This is a genomic window from Rhodococcus antarcticus (assembly GCF_026153295.1).
GTDB lineage: Bacteria > Actinomycetota > Actinomycetes > Mycobacteriales > Mycobacteriaceae > Rhodococcus_D > Rhodococcus_D antarcticus.
Window position 1 is genome coordinate 2962779 of record NZ_CP110615.1, and the last position, 15036, is coordinate 2977814.

Annotated in this window: 14 protein-coding genes; 7 read left to right on the forward strand and 7 right to left on the reverse strand. The window is 73.6% G+C overall.

Features of this window, described 5'->3' with window-relative positions; translation table 11 throughout:
* Position 1: 1 nt before the first annotated feature.
* The 5 genes from RHODO2019_RS14455 to RHODO2019_RS14475 form a co-directional block, all read right to left on the reverse strand.
* Entirely contained in the window at positions 2-1153 is a 1152-nt protein-coding gene (locus tag RHODO2019_RS14455) for an acyl-CoA dehydrogenase family protein (RefSeq protein WP_265382445.1), read from the reverse strand.
* Positions 1153-2112 (reverse strand): hydroxymethylglutaryl-CoA lyase, encoded by a 960-nt coding sequence (locus tag RHODO2019_RS14460; RefSeq protein ID WP_265382446.1) that lies wholly within the window; start codon positions 2110-2112, stop codon positions 1153-1155. The genes RHODO2019_RS14455 and RHODO2019_RS14460 overlap by 1 nt, the downstream gene beginning before the upstream one ends.
* Positions 2105-4057: an acetyl/propionyl/methylcrotonyl-CoA carboxylase subunit alpha gene (locus RHODO2019_RS14465; protein WP_265382447.1), complete on the reverse strand. Its 1953-nt coding sequence runs from the start codon at positions 4055-4057 to the stop codon at positions 2105-2107. Before RHODO2019_RS14465 ends, RHODO2019_RS14460 begins: the two co-directional genes overlap by 8 nt.
* Before the next feature lie 5 nt (positions 4058-4062).
* Positions 4063-5559: a carboxyl transferase domain-containing protein gene (locus RHODO2019_RS14470; RefSeq protein ID WP_265384796.1), complete on the reverse strand. Its 1497-nt coding sequence runs from the start codon at positions 5557-5559 to the stop codon at positions 4063-4065.
* Between the two features lie 121 nt (positions 5560-5680).
* Complete coding sequence (locus RHODO2019_RS14475) at positions 5681-5851, reverse strand: hypothetical protein (protein WP_265382448.1); 171 nt, start codon at positions 5849-5851, stop codon at positions 5681-5683.
* A gap of 93 nt (positions 5852-5944) precedes the next feature.
* Here RHODO2019_RS14475 and RHODO2019_RS14480 point away from each other — a divergent pair, with 93 nt between their 5' ends.
* The 3 genes from RHODO2019_RS14480 to RHODO2019_RS14490 all read left to right on the forward strand — a co-directional run bounded on the left by RHODO2019_RS14480 (position 5945) and on the right by RHODO2019_RS14490 (position 8313).
* On the forward strand, positions 5945-6874 hold the full coding sequence (locus tag RHODO2019_RS14480) for an NAD-dependent epimerase/dehydratase family protein (protein WP_265382449.1): 930 nt from the start codon (positions 5945-5947) through the stop codon (positions 6872-6874).
* Positions 6875-6947: 73 nt separating this feature from the next.
* Positions 6948-7487 carry a TetR/AcrR family transcriptional regulator gene (locus RHODO2019_RS14485; RefSeq protein WP_265382450.1) on the forward strand — a complete coding sequence of 180 codons (540 nt, stop codon included), beginning with the start codon at positions 6948-6950 and terminating at the stop codon, positions 7485-7487.
* A gap of 196 nt (positions 7488-7683) precedes the next feature.
* Positions 7684-8313 carry an endonuclease domain-containing protein gene (locus tag RHODO2019_RS14490; protein WP_265382451.1) on the forward strand — a complete coding sequence of 210 codons (630 nt, stop codon included), beginning with the start codon at positions 7684-7686 and terminating at the stop codon, positions 8311-8313.
* 119 nt (positions 8314-8432) lie between these two features.
* Here RHODO2019_RS14490 and groL read toward each other — a convergent pair whose 3' ends face one another.
* Positions 8433-10064 (reverse strand): chaperonin GroEL, encoded by a 1632-nt coding sequence (gene groL / locus RHODO2019_RS14495; protein WP_265382452.1) that lies wholly within the window; start codon positions 10062-10064, stop codon positions 8433-8435.
* Between the two features lie 190 nt (positions 10065-10254).
* Positions 10255-11589 (reverse strand): serine/threonine-protein kinase, encoded by a 1335-nt coding sequence (locus RHODO2019_RS14500; RefSeq protein WP_265382453.1) that lies wholly within the window; start codon positions 11587-11589, stop codon positions 10255-10257.
* Between the two features lie 93 nt (positions 11590-11682).
* On the opposite strand from RHODO2019_RS14500, the gene moeA reads away from it, so the two are divergent.
* The 4 genes from moeA (at position 11683) to pssA (ending at position 14935) form a co-directional block, all read left to right on the forward strand.
* Entirely contained in the window at positions 11683-12882 is a 1200-nt protein-coding gene (moeA, locus tag RHODO2019_RS14505) for a molybdopterin molybdotransferase MoeA (protein ID WP_265382454.1), read from the forward strand.
* 129 nt (positions 12883-13011) lie between these two features.
* Positions 13012-13284 (forward strand): GlsB/YeaQ/YmgE family stress response membrane protein, encoded by a 273-nt coding sequence (locus tag RHODO2019_RS14510; protein WP_265382455.1) that lies wholly within the window; start codon positions 13012-13014, stop codon positions 13282-13284.
* Positions 13285-13379: 95 nt separating this feature from the next.
* A complete protein-coding gene (locus tag RHODO2019_RS14515; protein ID WP_265382456.1) occupies positions 13380-14087 on the forward strand; it encodes a phosphatidylserine decarboxylase in 708 nt (235 codons plus the stop codon).
* The gene (gene pssA / locus RHODO2019_RS14520) at positions 14084-14935 is read left to right on the forward strand and encodes a CDP-diacylglycerol--serine O-phosphatidyltransferase (protein ID WP_265382457.1); all 852 of its coding nucleotides are present in this window, start codon (positions 14084-14086) and stop codon (positions 14933-14935) included. The genes RHODO2019_RS14515 and pssA overlap by 4 nt, the downstream gene beginning before the upstream one ends.
* The last annotated feature ends 101 nt before the right edge of the window (positions 14936-15036 follow it).

The following is a 15036-nucleotide window of genomic DNA, read 5'->3' on the forward strand; positions in this document are numbered from 1 at the left end:
CTCAGAGGCCCAGGGACCGGGCGACGAGCATGAGCTGCACCTCGGTGGTGCCCTCGCCGATCTCCAGGATCTTGGAGTCCCGGTAGTGCCGGGCCACGACGTACTCGTTCATGAACCCGTACCCGCCGTGCACCTGGCAGGCGTCGCGGGCGTTGTCCATGGCCGCCTCACCGGCGACGATCTTGGCGATGGAGGCCTCGGTCTTGAAGGGCAGGCCCGCGATCATCCGCGCCGCGGCGTCGTAGTACGCGGTGCGGGCGGTGTGCGCCCGGGCCTGCATCCGCGCGATGGTGAACGCGATCGACTGGTTGGTCCCGATGGGCCGGCCGAACGCCTCGCGCTCCTTGGCGTACTTGACGCTCTCGTCCACGCAACCCTGGGCCACCCCGGTGCCGACCGCGGCGATGGCGATGCGGCCCTCGTCGAGGATGCGCAGGAACCCGGCGTAGCCGCGGCCGCGCTCGCCGAGCAGGTTCTCCTCCGGAACGCGGACGTCGTCCAGGGTCAGCGGGTGGGTGTCGGAGGCGTTCCAGCCGACCTTGTCGTAGGCCTTCTCCGCGGTGAACCCGGACGTGGGTACCGGCACGAGGAAGCTGCTGATCTCCGGGCGGTCCCCGGCGGTGCGGCCGGTGACGGCGGTGACGGTGACCAGGCGGGTGATGTCGGTACCGGAGTTGGTGATGAACTGCTTGCGCCCGTTGATGACCCACTCACCGCTGTCCAGCACGGCGGTGGTGCGGGTGCCCCCGGCGTCGCTGCCGGCCTGCGGCTCGGTGAGCCCGAACGCGCCGAGGGACTGCCCGGTGACCAGCTGCGGCAGCCACTCGTCCTTCTGCGCCTGGGTGCCGAACCGGTGGACGGGCATCGCGCCGAGGCTGACCCCGGCCTCCAGCGTCATGGCCACGGACTGGTCGACCTTGGCCAGCTCCTCCAGGGCCAGGCACAGCGTGAAGTAGTCGCCCCCCATGCCGCCGACCTCCTCGGGGAACGGCAGCCCGAACAGCCCCATCTCCCCCATCTGCTTCACCACCTCGTAGGGGAACGTGTGGTCGTGGTCGTGCTGGTAGGAGACCGGGGCGACGACCTCCCGGGTGAACTCGCGGACCGTCGCGACGAGCTGGGTCTGCTCGTCGGTGAGCTGGGTGTCGAGCATCAGGACTCCTGCGGGGTGGGGACGGCGGGGGACAGGGCTGGTGGCGCGAGGGCGTTGACGACGCGCGACGGGCTGGGGCGGCCGAGCTGGGTGGCCATCCACGCGCTGGTGGCGACCATGGCGTCGAGGTCGACGCCGGTGGAGATGCCGAGGTGGTGCAGCTGCCACAGCAGGTCCTCGGTGGCGAGGTTGCCGGTGGCCGACTCCGCGTAGGGACAGCCCCCGAGACCGCCGGCGGCGGAGTCGACGCAGCTCACGCCGTGCTGCAGCGCGACGAGGGTGTTGGCCAGGGCCTGCCCGTAGGTGTCGTGGAAGTGCACCGCGACGGCGTCGACCGGGACCACCAGCGCGTCGAGCACGGCGACGACGGAACCCGGGGTGGCCACGCCGATGGTGTCGCCGAGGCTGATCTCGCTCGCCCCCGCGTCGTGCAGGGCGGTGGCGACGCGCGCGACGACGGCCGGGTCGACCGCCCCCTCCCACGGGTCGCCGAAGCACATGGAGACGTAGCCGCGCACGGCCAGGCCCTCCGCGCGGGCGGCGGTGGCGACCTCGGTGAGCGCGGCCAGGCTCTCGTCGAGGCTGCGGTTGAGGTTGCGGCGGGCGAACGTCTCGGTGGCGCTGGCGAACACGGCCACCTCGCGCACCCCGGCGGCCAGGGCCCGGTCGAGCCCGCGCCGGTTGGGCACCAGCACGGGCATCCGCACGCCGTCGGGCGCCGGCCCCAGCGCGTCCAGCAGCTCGGCGGCGTCGGCGAGCTGGGGCACCCACTCCGGGCGCACGAAGCTCGTGGTCTCCACCGCGGTGTGCCCGGCGGCGACGAGGCGCTGCACGAGCTCGACCTTGACCGCGGTGGGCACCAGGGTCTTCTCGTTCTGCAGCCCGTCGCGGGCACCCACCTCGTACACGCGGACGCGGTCGGGCAGCCCGGTCGTCGGGGTGATCCCGTACTCAGGCACTCGGCTCGCCCCCCGTCGCAGCCTCGACGGTCGCGAGCAGCGCGTCGACCTTGACCTGCTGCCCGGCGCGGACGTCCAGGCTGGACACCACCCCGGCGTGCGGGGCCTTGATGCCGTGCTCCATCTTCATGGCCTCGACCACGAGCAGCGGCTGGCCCGCGGCCACGGTGTCGCCCAGGGCCACGTGCACGGCGATCACGGTGCCGGGCATGGGGCTGCGCAGCTCCGCACCGCCGGCGGCCGCGGACCGGGAGCGGTCGGCGGAGAGCTCGGTGACGGCCCACCCCGCCCCGTCGCGGCCGAGCCAGGTGGTGTCACCGTCCACGACGACCAGCCAGCGCTGGGTGCGCCCGTCCAGGGTCAGCAGCAGCTCACCCGGACCGGCCCCGGTGATCGAGCCGGCGCGCCACTCCCTCCCACCGACCCGCACCTGACCGCCACGGATCTCGACGTCCCCGAGGTTGGTCGACCACCGCAGCGGCGCGTGCTCGCCGGCGCGCCACCCGCTCGGCGCGGACCACACGTCGTCCGCGCCACGGTGCACCTGGTGCATCCGTGCGTGCAGGGCGGCGGCGGCGAGCACGTCGTCGGTCGGCTCCGCGGCGGTGAGCGAGGCCAGCTCGCGCTCGATGAGCCCGGTGTCCAGCCGCCCGGCGCGCACGTCGTCGTTGCTGATTAGGCGGCGCAGGAACGCGACGTTGGTGCCCACCCCGAGCACGGCGGTGCCCGCGAGGGCCCGGTCCAGCCGCGCGAGCGCGGTGGCCCGGTCCGGACCGTGGGCGATGACCTTGGCCAGCATGGGGTCGTAGGCGGAGCCGGTGTCCGTGCCCTCGACCAGCCCGGAGTCCACCCGCACGCCCGCACCGGAGGGCTCGCGGACCAGCAGCGCGGTGCCGCCGGTGGGTAGGAAGTCCCGCGCCGGGTCCTCCGCGTACACCCTGGCCTCGACGGCGTGCCCGGTCAGGACCACGTCGGACTGGGTGAACGTGAGCTCGCCGCCCGCGGCCACCCGCACCTGCTCGGCCACCAGGTCCACCCCGGTGACGAGCTCGGTCACCGGGTGCTCCACCTGCAGCCGGGTGTTCATCTCCATGAAGAAGAACTCCTCCGGGGCGGCCGCGGCCACGATGAACTCCACCGTGCCGGCGCCGGAGTACCCGCAGGCCCGGGCGGTCTCGCACGCCGCGGCCCCGATCCGGGCGCGGGTGGCCTCGTCCAGCAGCGGCGACGGCGCCTCCTCGACGACCTTCTGGTGCCGGCGCTGCAGGGAGCACTCGCGCTCCCCGAGGTGCACCACGTGGCCGTGGCCGTCCGCGAGCACCTGGACCTCGATGTGCCGCGGGGTGAGCACGTAGCGCTCGAGGAACAGGGTGTCGTCGCCGAAGCTGGACGCAGCCTCGCGCCGGGCGGAGACCAGGGCCGCGGGCAGCTCGGCCGGGTCGCGCACCAGGTGCATGCCCTTCCCGCCGCCCCCGGCCGAGGGCTTCACCAGCACGGGGTAGCCCACCTCGGCCGCGGCGGCCACGAGGTCGTCGTCGGTCATGTCCGGCACCGACCGCCCGGGCACCACGGGGACCCCGGCCGCGCTGACGGTCGCCTTGGCGCTGATCTTGTCGCCCATGAGCTCGATGGCCGCCGACGACGGTCCGATGAACACCACCCCGGCGTCCTCGCAGGCGCGGGCGAAGGCGGCGTTCTCGGCCAGGAACCCGTACCCCGGGTGCACGGCCTGCGCCCCGGTGGCCGCCACCGCGGCGAGCACGTCGGAGATGCTGAGGTAGCTGCCGATGCGGACGGCGGTGTCGGCCTCGCGGACGTGCCGGGCTCCCGCGTCGGCGTCGGTGAAGATCGCGACGGAGGTGATGCCGAGCTCGCGCAGGGTGCGCTGGACGCGGCAGGCGATCTCGCCGCGGTTGGCCACCAGGACAGTGGTGAACAGGGACATCCCGCTCACATCCGGAAGACGCCGTAGCCCACGGGCTCCAGCGGTGCGTTGGCGGCGGCGCCGAGGGCGAGGCCGAGGACGGTGCGGGTGTCGGCGGGGTCGATGACGCCGTCGTCCCAGATCCGCGCGGTGGAGTAGTAGGGGTTGCCCTGGTCCTCGTACTGCGCCCGGATCGCGTCGGAGTCCACGTCACCCACGCTGCCGAGCACCTGCGCGGCCTGCTCCCCGCCCATCACGGAGATGCGCGCGTTGGGCCACATCCACAGGAAGCGGGGCGAGTAGGCGCGGCCGCACATGGAGTAGTTGCCGGCGCCGAAGCTGCCGCCAATGACCACGGTGAGCTTGGGGACGCGGGCGCAGGCCACGGCGGTGACCATCTTGGCGCCGTGCTTGGCGATGCCGCCGGCCTCGTACTCGCGGCCGACCATGAACCCGGTGATGTTCTGCAGGAACAGCAGCGGGATCTTGCGCTGGTCGCACAGCTCGATGAAGTGCGCACCCTTCATGGCCGACTCGGCGAACAGGACGCCGTTGTTGGCGACGATGCCCACGGGGTGGCCGTGCAGGTGCGCGAACCCGGTGACCAGGGTGGCGCCGTACTCGGCCTTGAACTCGTGGAAGCGGCTGCCGTCCACGAGGCGCCCGATGACCTCGCGCACGTCGTAGGGGGTGCGGACGTCGGCGGGGACCACCGCAGCGAGCTCGGCCGGGTCGTGCAGCGGGGGCTCGACCGCGGCGAGGTCCCAGGGCACGGGGGTGCGCGGGGCGAGCGTGGCCACGATCGACCGGACGATCTGCAGGGCGTGGGTGTCGTCGTCGGCCAGGTGGTCGGTGACCCCGGAGGTCTTGGAGTGCAGCAGCCCGCCCCCCAGGTCCTCGGCTGAGACGACCTCGCCGGTCGCGGCCTTCACCAGCGGCGGACCGCCCAGGAAGATCGTCCCCTGGTCGCGGACGATGACGGCCTCGTCGCTCATCGCCGGCACGTACGCGCCCCCAGCGGTGCAGCTGCCCATCACGCTGGCGACCTGGGGTATGCCGCGGCTGCTCATGGTGGCCTGGTTGAAGAAGATGCGACCGAAGTGCTCGCGGTCGGGGAACACCTCGTCCTGCCGCGGCAGGAACGCGCCACCGGAGTCCACCAGGTACAGGCACGGCAGGTGGTTGTGCAGCGCCACCTCCTGCGCGCGCAGGTGCTTCTTCACCGTCATCGGGTAGTAGGTGCCGCCCTTGACGGTGGCGTCGTTGGCCACGATCACGCACTCGCGCCCCGCGACCCGGCCGACCCCGGTGATGACCCCGGCGCCCGGGGCGTCGTCGCCGTACATGCCGTTCGCGGCCAGCGGGCTGAGCTCCAGGAAGGGGCTGCCGCGGTCGAGCAGGGTGTCCACCCGGTCACGGGGGAGCAGCTTGCCGCGGTCGAGGTGGCGCTGCCGGCTGCGCTCCGGGCCGCCGAGCGCGGCCGCGGCGAGCCGGGCGCGCAGGTCGGCCACGAGCGCGCCCATGGCGGCGGCGTTGGCCTGGCCCTCGGGCGAGGCAGGGTCCACGCGGGTGGGCAGCACCGGCGCGAGCGCGTCCGTCGTCTGGGTCACGACGCTGACGTTAGCAGACGTTAACCTCGCGATGTTAGCGATCGATAACAGCAGCGGGGTCGAGGGTGTCGATGCCCGCCTCGCCCGAGGTCAGCAGCAGGTGCGCGACGGCCGTGTCCCGACCCGTCCACCGGGCAACGACCGACGACCGACGACCGACGACCGACGCCGCGCCGTGCTCGAGGTCGTCGGGGTGCGCAGCCACGCCAGCACGATGGTGATGTCGTCGGACAGCGGGGGCAGCGTGTCGTCCACGGCGACGACGACGCCAGCACCACCCCCGTGGCACCATCGGCCGGTGCTCCTCGTCACCGGCGCCACCGGGTTCGTCGGCGCGGCCGTCGTCGCCCACCTGCACGCGCGCGGCCACCAGGTGCGCGCGCTCGTCCGCGACCCCGCCCGGGCCACCGTCCTGCCCGACGGCGTCGAGGTCGCCGTGGCCGACCTGACCGACGTCGACGCGCTCACCCGCGCGGTGGACGGCTGCGAGGGCGTCTTCCACCTGGCCGCGGCGGTCGGGTTGTCCGGCGCCGCGGTCCGCCAGATCAACGTCGGGGGCACCGCCAGGGTCGTCGACGCCTGCCGTCGCGCCGGGGTCCGGCGGCTCGTCCACACCTCCAGCAGCGCTGCGATCTGCGTGGCCGACCCACACGGTCCGGGTGCGGTGGTCGACGAGGGCGCGGCCGGCGGGACGGCGCTGACCGACGCGTACTCGACGACGAAGGCCGAGGCCGAGGCGGTGGTCCTGGCCGCCGTGCACGACGGGCTCGACGCCGTCGTCGCGACCGTCGTCAGCGTCTACGGCCCCTCCCCGCGCGGCCCGCAGGGTTACAACACGCTCCTCGCGGCGGCGGCGCGGGGGGAGGTGGGCGACATCGTCGACACGAGAGTGGGCTGGGTGCTGGCCGAGGACGTCGCGGCCGGGCAGCTCGACGCCTACGAGCAGGGCGAGGCGGGGCACCGCTACGTGCTGAGCGGGGAGGTCGCGTCCTTCCCCCGGCTGCTGAACACCTACTGCGGGCTGGTGGGCAGTCCGCACCGGGTGCACCCGGTGCCACAGGGCTCCGCGCTGACCGACCCGCCACCGTTCGCCGAGCGCTCGGAGGTCTACGGACACCTCGGCGGCTACCGCGTAGTCGACGACGCCGCGCGCGCCCTGGGCTCCACGCCGCGCGGGCTCGACGAGGGCCTGGAGCTGACCGCCCGCTGGATGCGCACGCCCGGTTGACCGATCGCACCCGACACGGCCGACCGGGGAGGACATCGATTGCGTGCAGTTAGCGACTGCTAACCTGGCGGGTGTGACGACCCCCCGGCGCGAGCAGCTGCTCGGGGTGGCCGCCGGGCTGATGGCCGAGCGCGGCTACCACGGGGTCAGCATCAACGACCTCGGCGCGGCCGCCGGCGTCAGCGGGCCGGCGCTGTACCGGCACTTCGCCAGCAAGCAGGCCGTGCTCGGTGAGATGCTCGTCGGCATCAGCCAGCGGCTGCTCGACGGCGGCCGGGCGCGGCAGGGGGGTGGGATCGACGCGCTGCTCGGCTTCCACGTGGACTTCGCGCTCACCGAGCCCGAGCTCATCCGGGTCCAGGACCGCGACCTCGCCTCGACCACCGCCGAGGACCGCGCGAGGGTCCGCCGGCTGCAGCGCGCCTACATCGAGGTGTGGGTCGTCCACCTCCGGGTGGTGCGGCCGGACCTCGACGAGGTGGTGGCCCGGGCGCGGGTGCAGGCGGTGTTCGGGCTGCTGAACTCCACGACGCACGCCGGGCGCGGGCTCGACCGGGCGCAGATGGGCACGCTCCTGCAGCAGCTCGGCTCGGCCGCCCTGCTCGCGCCCTGACCGTTGCGCCCCGTTCGGCGCACCCGCCCCCCCGCTCGGCCGGAGCGAGGTCGCGCTCTGGTCGTGTTCGGGTGACTGATCTCGACGTGCGTCGTGCTGGTGGAGCTGAACGCTTCCATGGCGCTCGATCGGCCTGTCGGCACGGTTGAGCAGAAACCCCTAGGCGGATCGCCCCGCCGACACCGTCGAACCGGGCATGGACCACGCCGCACTGCACCGCACCCTCGAGCGCCACGCCGGACTCGTCACGCTCGACGAGGCCCGCGCCGCAGGGCTCACCGCCACCATGGTCAGCGACCGCGTGTGGACCCGACGCTGGCGACAGGTGGGCCCGCGGACCTACTTCGTGGCCGGGCACCGCTGGACCGACGAGGCCCGCACCCGCGCGGCCGTGACCGGCACCGCGCTCACCGTGCTGGAGGCGGCCGTCGCGCTCGAGCACGGATCGAGGTTCCTCGACCGGGTGCTGCCGCACGGGGTGCCCGTCGACGCGCTGGGCCAGGCGCACGCGCGGGCGCTGCTGCGGCTGCTCCGGGGCGCCGGCCTCACCGGGCTGCGGCGCGGGTACCAGGTGCTCGGCCACGAGATCGACGCGGCGTTCCCGGCTGCGCGGGTGGCCATCGAGGTCGACGGCGGGGACCGGCACCACGGTGCTGGGCGGTTCGCCGCGGACCGGGTTCGGCAGGACGCCCTGGTCTCGGCGGGGTGGACGGTGCTCCGCGTCACTTGGCACCAGCTGCAGGACGAGCCCGAGCGCGTGCTGACCGAGATCAGCGGCGCGGTGCGTCGGGGGCTCGTGGCACGACCGGTGGTGGCGCGGCCCTGAGCTCGAGCCGGGTCCGGTCGCCACGGATGCGGCGTGCACGCCGAACGGGCCGGCCCACCGCGAGGGTGGACCGGCCCGTCGGGTCGATCAGGTGGAGCTGGTCGAGCAGGGGGCCGGACTCAGAAGTCCATGCCGCCCATGCCGCCCATGTCGCCGCCCCCACCGGCGCTGGCGCCGGCCTTCTCGGGCTTGTCGGCCACGACGGCCTCGGTGGTGAGGAACAGGGCCGCGATGGACGCCGCGTTCTGCAGCGCCGAGCGGGTGACCTTCACCGGGTCGTTGATGCCCGCAGCGAGCATGTCGACGTACTCGCCGGTCGCGGCGTTGAGGCCCTGGCCGGTGGGGAGGTTGCGCACCTTCTCCGCGACCACACCACCCTCGAGGCCCGCGTTGATGGCGATCTGCTTGAGCGGGGCCTCGAGCGCGACGCGCACGATGTTGGCGCCCGTGGCCTCGTCACCCTCGAGGTGCAGGGTCTCGAACACGGAGCTGGCCTGGATGAGCGCCACGCCACCACCGGCGACGATGCCCTCCTCGACGGCCGCCTTCGCGTTGCGCACGGCGTCCTCGATGCGGTGCTTGCGCTCCTTGAGCTCCACCTCGGTGGCCGCCCCGGCCTTGATCACCGCGACACCGCCGGCCAGCTTGGCCAGGCGCTCCTGCAGCTTCTCGCGGTCGTAGTCGGAGTCGCTGTTCTCGATCTCCGCGCGGATCTGGTTGACCCGGCCGGCGATGGCATCGGTGTCGCCGGCGCCCTCGACGATCGTGGTCTCGTCCTTGGTGACGACGACCTTGCGGGCGGAGCCCAGCAGGGAGATGTCGGCGGTCTCGAGCTTGAGGCCGACCTCCTCGCTGATGACCTCGCCACCGGTGAGGATGGCCATGTCGGCCAGCATCGCCTTGCGACGGTCACCGAAGCCCGGGGCCTTGACGGCGACGGACTTGAAGGTGCCGCGGATCTTGTTCACGACCAGGGTCGCGAGAGCCTCGCCCTCGACGTCCTCGGCGATGATCGCCAGGGGCTTGCCGGACTGCATGACCTTCTCCAGCAGCGGCAGCAGGTCCTTGACGGTGGAGATCTTGGAGCTCACGAGCAGGATGTACGGGTCGTCCAGGGACGACTCCATGCGCTCGGTGTCGGTGGCGAAGTAGGGCGAGATGTAGCCCTTGTCGAAGCGCATGCCCTCGGTGAGCTCGAGCTCGAGGCCGAAGGTGTTGCTCTCCTCGACGGTGATGACACCTTCCTTGCCGACCTTGTCCATCGCCTCGGCGATGAGCTCGCCGATGGAGGGGTCGCCGGCCGAGATGCCCGCGGTGGCCGCGATCTGCTCCTTGGTCTCGACCTCCCTGGCGGTCTCCATGAGCTTGGCGGTGACGGCCTCGACGGCCTTCTCGATGCCCTTCTTCAGCGCCATCGGGTTCGCGCCGGCCGCGACGTTGCGCAGCCCCTCGCGCACCAGGGCCTGGGCGAGCACGGTGGCGGTGGTGGTGCCGTCGCCCGCGACGTCGTCGGTCTTCTTGGCGACCTCCTTGACGAGCTCGGCCCCGATCTTCTCCCAGGGGTCCTCGAGCTCGATCTCCTTGGCGATGGAGACACCGTCGTTCGTGATCGTGGGGGCGCCCCACTTCTTCTCCAGGACGACGTTGCGACCCTTGGGTCCCAGCGTCACCTTCACGGCGTCGGCGAGGGTGTTCATGCCCCGCTCGAGGCCACGGCGGGCCTCTTCGTCGAACGCGATCATCTTGGCCATTGCGAAGTGATCCTCCGGATTGGGGGTGACACGTGTGCTGGCCAGGTCCGGTGCCCGCGACGGACGGCCGAGGGGTCACGCACCCCGGCCTCACCGTTCCGACCTGGCACTCACAGGTGGTGAGTGCCAGCTTCATGTCTAGCACTCGCCCCTGTCGAGTGCAACGCGCTCCCCCGTGCGGCGGCAGGGCTCAGAGCAGGAGGAGGAGCAGCGCCACCAGGAGGAGGACGGCCGCTGCGACGACGGCGGGGACCACCCAACGACGACCGGCGACCGGCTCGGCGGTGAACGCCGTGGAGGTGCGCGTGGGCATCGGGTCCCGCAGCCGCATCGACGCGACGTCGGACGGCCCGGCCGGCGGCGGTCCCAGGGGGCGGGGCTGCGGGGGCGCACCCCGGGGGTGCGGACCCGACGACTGCGAGCCCCAGGACGGCTGGCCCGACGGCTGCGGACCCCAGGACGGCTGGCCGGACGCATGGGGGCCCGACGCATGGGGTCCCGGTGGCTGGGGGGCGGGCTGGGGCGCCTGGCGCGCCGGCTCGGGACGCATGAGCTGGACGGGCGGGGCCTGCGGCACCGCTACCGGCCGCGAGGGGCCCGAGGGCTCCGGCGCCACCCACGGCCCGCCCGCCTGCTGGCCCGTCCTCGTCGCGCGGCGCACGGGCGGCTCCTCCGGGCGGGTGGTGCCCGACAGCGCCTGGTGGGCCAGCGTCATGAGCTCCCGGCAGCTGCCCGGGCGCGCGTCGGGCTCGGTGTCCATGCCGCGCCGCACCACGGTGTCGACCCGCGCGGGCAGCACCACCTCGGCGGAGACGGACGGGGCCATGCCCGCGAGGTGACCGTTGATCACCTCGTCCACGGTGCCGGTGAACGGGGCGTGCCCGGTGAGGCAGGCGAAGAGCATGCAGGCCAGGGAGTAGACGTCTGTGCGCGCGTCCACCGAGTCCCCGCGCAGGTGCTCGGGGGCGGCGTAGGTGGGCGAGCCGAGGAAGTCCCCGCCGCGGGTGCGGTGGCCCGCCGTGCCGCGACGGGTCAGGCCGAAGTCCGCGAGGTAGGCGTGCTCCGCGCCGGAGCCCTCCCGGTGGGTGACCAGCACGTTGGCCGGCTTCACGTCGAGGTGCACCAGCTTGCGGCCGTGCAGCACGTCCAGCGCCTCGGCCACCTGGCCCAGCAGCAGCAGCGCACGGCGCGGGGCGAGCGGGCCGTCGGAGAGCAGGCTGGAGAGGTCCGCGCCCTCCACGTAGCGCATGGCCAGGAACAGCATCCCGTCCAGGTCGCCGAAGTCGTAGAGCGGAACGACGTGCGGGTGGTCGATGGCCGAGGTGTTGCGCGCCTCGTCGACGAAGCGCTCGCGGAACTCGGCGTCCCCGGCCAGCGCGTCGGACATGATCTTCAGGGCGACGGAGCGGCCCAGCCGCACGTCGGTGGCGCGGTACATGGTGCTCATCCCGCCGCGGCCGATGACCCCGTCCACGCGGTAGTGGCCGAGGCGTCGCCCGACAAGGTCACCCAACTGCTCCGCCACCCCTGCGACCCTAGCGGCCGGGCGCCGCCGCGGACGCGGTTCGCCGGAGCCGCCCTGGGCAGGGGTGCACCCGGCGGGGCAGGATCGCTGCTCGTGCGCACCGTTGCCGAACACCAGTCCGTCGTCGCCGAGCTCCTCGTCCGCACGGAGGTGGTGGAGCTGGGCCTGGCCGAGGCCGCCGGGCTCGTGCTGGCGCAGGACCTGGTCGCCGCCCGCGCCCTGCCCGCCTTCGACAACTCGGCCATGGACGGGTACGCGGTCCGCGCGGCCGACGTCGCCGGGGCCTCGGTCGAGCACCCCGTGGCGCTGCCCGTGGCGGAGGACGTGCCGGCCGGACGGGTCGACGGCCCCCCGCTCGCACCCGGCACCGCCCACCGCATCATGACCGGCGCCCCGGTGCCCGAGGGCGCGGACGCGGTGGTGCAGGTGGAGGCCACCGACGGGGGCACGGTCACCGTGCTCGTGCACGAGGAGCGGGTGGCCGGCACCCACGTCCGCACCGCGGGGGAGGACGTGGCCGTCGGCGAGACCGTGCTGACCGCGGGCACCGAGCTCGGCGCCGCGCAGCTGGGCCTGGTGGCCGCGCTCGGCGAGCCCACCGTGCGGGTGCACCGGAGGTTGCGGGCCCTGGTGCTCTCCACCGGCAGCGAGCTGGTGGCGGCGGGGCAGCCGCTGGTCCACGGCCAGATCCACGAGTCCAACGGCGTCATGCTCTGCACCGCGCTGCGGGCGGCCGGGGCGGAGGCCGAGCAGCTGCACTTCGTCGCCGACGACGTCGAGGCCTTCCACGCCGCGCTCGCCCCCCGCCTGGAGCACGTGGACCTGGTGCTCACCTCCGGCGGGGTCAGCGCCGGGGCCTACGAGGTGGTGAAGGACGCGCTCACCGGCCAGGGCGTGGAGTTCGCCAAGGTCGCGATGCAGCCGGGCATGCCGCAGGGCGCCGGACGGCTGCGTGGCGTGCCCGTGGTGACCCTGCCGGGCAACCCGGTGAGCTCGCTGGTCAGCTTCGAGGTGTTCCTGCGTCCGGCCGTCCGCGGCGCCATGGGCCACGGGCGGACGCACCGCCGGGTGGTGCGGGCCCGGCTCACCGAGGCGCTGGACTCCCCGCAGGGCCGCCGGCAGTACCGCCGCGGCGTGCTGGACGAGGCCGCAGGCACGGTGCGACCGATCGGTCCGCCCGCCTCGCACTTCCTGCGCTGGCTCGCGGCCTCGGACTGCCTGCTCGACCTCCACGAGGAGACGACGCACCTGGACGCGGGCTCCGAGATCGACGTCTGGGTCCTCGACACCTGAGCCCTGACCTGCGACGACACCTTCGTTCGGTGCTCAGCAGGTCAACTCTCCAAGATCACAACGTGACGTTCGAGGGCACCACGCCCTCATTCCCCCGACCAGGGGGGCACCACGGCGGAAGGAAACACCATGCTCGGACTCGGGATCATCGGTTGGATCATCATCGGCGGGCTCGCCGGCTGGATCGGCAGCAAGATCATGAAGACGGACGCCCAGATGGGCATCATCCTCAACATCGTCGTCGGCATCATCGGCGGCCTGCTGGGCGGCTTCATCCTCAACGCGGTGGGCGTGGACGTGCAGGGTGGCGGGATCATCTTCAGCTTCCTCGTCGCGCTCCTCGGCGCCGTCATCCTGCTGTTCCTGGTCAAGGCCGTCACCGGCCGCAAGGCCTCGCGCTGAGCTCGACCTGAACAGTCTCGACGGGCGGGTCACGTAGGTTGTGACCCGCCCGTCGACCGTCCGACGTGCCCGCCAGCAGAGGAGCCGAGCAGACCGTGGCCCGCCGTCCGAAGCAGCCCGACCCACCCACCGGCGCTGCGCACCTGGTCGGCCTGGTCCGCAGCGTGGTGCCTCCGCTGAACCCCGCGGGCCGCCCCTTCGTGCTGGTGCCGGCCGTCCTCGCCGTGCTGGGACGGCGCTCCCCCGCGCTGCGTCGCACCGCCACCGTGGCGGCCCTCGCCTGCGCCGCCTTCTTCCGCGAGCCCGCCCGGGTCGCCCCGCAGCGCCCCGGCCTGGTGGTCGCCCCCGCCGACGGCGTCGTCGCCCTGCAGGACACGGCTGTGCCGCCCGCCGAGCTGGGCCTCGGCAGCGCACCGGTGCCCCGGGTCAGCGTTTTCCTCTCCGTGCTGGACGTGCACGTGCAGCGCAGCCCCGTCGGCGGCACCGTCTCGCGCGTGGTGCACACGCCAGGGACGTTCCTCAGCGCCGACCTGCCGGCCGCGAGCACCGACAACGAGCGCACCTGCGTGCTGCTGCGCACCGACGACGGCCAGGAGGTCGGCGTCGTCCAGATCGCCGGGCTCATCGCCCGTCGCATCGTCTGCCACCTCGCCGAGGGCGACCGCACCGAGCGCGGAGCCACCTACGGGCTCATCCGCTTCGGCTCGCGGGTGGACACGTACCTGCCGGTGGGCAGCCGGGTGCTGGTGGACGTGGGGCAGCGGATGGTCGGTGCCGAGACCGTCCTGGCCGAGCTGCCGTGAGCGAGACCGGGTCCGAGCGGGGACGGGGGATCAGCCTGCTTCCCAGCGCGGTGACCGTGCTCGCGCTGTGCCTCGGGCTCTCGTCGGTGAAGTTCGCCCTGGACGGCCAGCTCGGCACCAGCTACGCGCTGGTCGCGGCGGCGGCCGTGCTCGACGCGCTGGACGGACGGATCGCCCGGCTGCTCGACGTGTCCAGCCGCATCGGCGCGGAGCTCGACTCCCTCGCCGACGCCATCTCCTTCGGGGTCTCCCCGGCGCTCGTGCTCTACCTGACCGTGCTCGACGGCAGCCGCGCCGGCTGGGTGGTCACCCTGGTGTTCGTGGTGTGCACGGTGCTCCGGCTGGCTCGCTACAACACCCTCATCGAGGACGACTCCAAGCCGCCCTACGCCAGCGAGTTCTTCACCGGCGTCCCGAGCCCGTCGGGTGCGATGCTCGCGCTGGTCCCCATCCCGCTGCAGATGCTGCTGGGCGACGGGTGGTGGAGCTCCGCGCCGGTGGTGGGCATCTGGGTGGTGGCGGTGGCCGCGCTCGTCGTGAGCCGGCTGCCCACCCTGTCGGTGAACAGCATCCGGGTGCCCTCCCGCCTCGCCGCACCGTTCCTGGTGCTGGTCGGAGCCACCATCGCCGGACTCATCGTGTTCCCGGACCTCGTCGTGCTGCTGCTGACCGCCGCGTACCTGGCGCACCTGCCGCTGGCCACCCGACGCTGGCGCTGGCTGGGCGCCCACCCCGAGGTGTGGGACGTCGCACCCGCCCAGCGCAAGGCCGTGCGCCAGCTCTCGCGGCGGCGGCTGGGCCTGCGCCCGCCGCGGGTCCGCCGCCTCGCCGGCCGGCGCCGCCCCTGAGCACGGGCTGCTCGGGCGGACCGCGCTCCCCTCCCCACCCCGATAGATTGGCACCTGCACCGTCGCTCGACGGCTCCCGCGACACCCCGCCGACCACGCCC

Excerpts from the sequence above, each read along its gene's own strand:
- RHODO2019_RS14455 (WP_265382445.1), bottom strand. The coding sequence starts at position 1,153 with ATGCTCGACACCCAGCTCACCGACGAGCAGACCCAGCTCGTCGCGACG.
- RHODO2019_RS14465 (WP_265382447.1), bottom strand. The coding sequence starts at position 4,057 with ATGTCCCTGTTCACCACTGTCCTGGTGGCCAACCGCGGCGAGATCGCC.
- RHODO2019_RS14470 (WP_265384796.1), bottom strand. The coding sequence starts at position 5,559 with ATGGGCGCGCTCGTGGCCGACCTGCGCGCCCGGCTCGCCGCGGCCGCG.
- RHODO2019_RS14490 (WP_265382451.1), top strand. The coding sequence starts at position 7,684 with ATGGACCACGCCGCACTGCACCGCACCCTCGAGCGCCACGCCGGACTC.
- groL (WP_265382452.1), bottom strand. The coding sequence starts at position 10,064 with ATGGCCAAGATGATCGCGTTCGACGAAGAGGCCCGCCGTGGCCTCGAG.
- RHODO2019_RS14510 (WP_265382455.1), top strand. The coding sequence starts at position 13,012 with ATGCTCGGACTCGGGATCATCGGTTGGATCATCATCGGCGGGCTCGCC.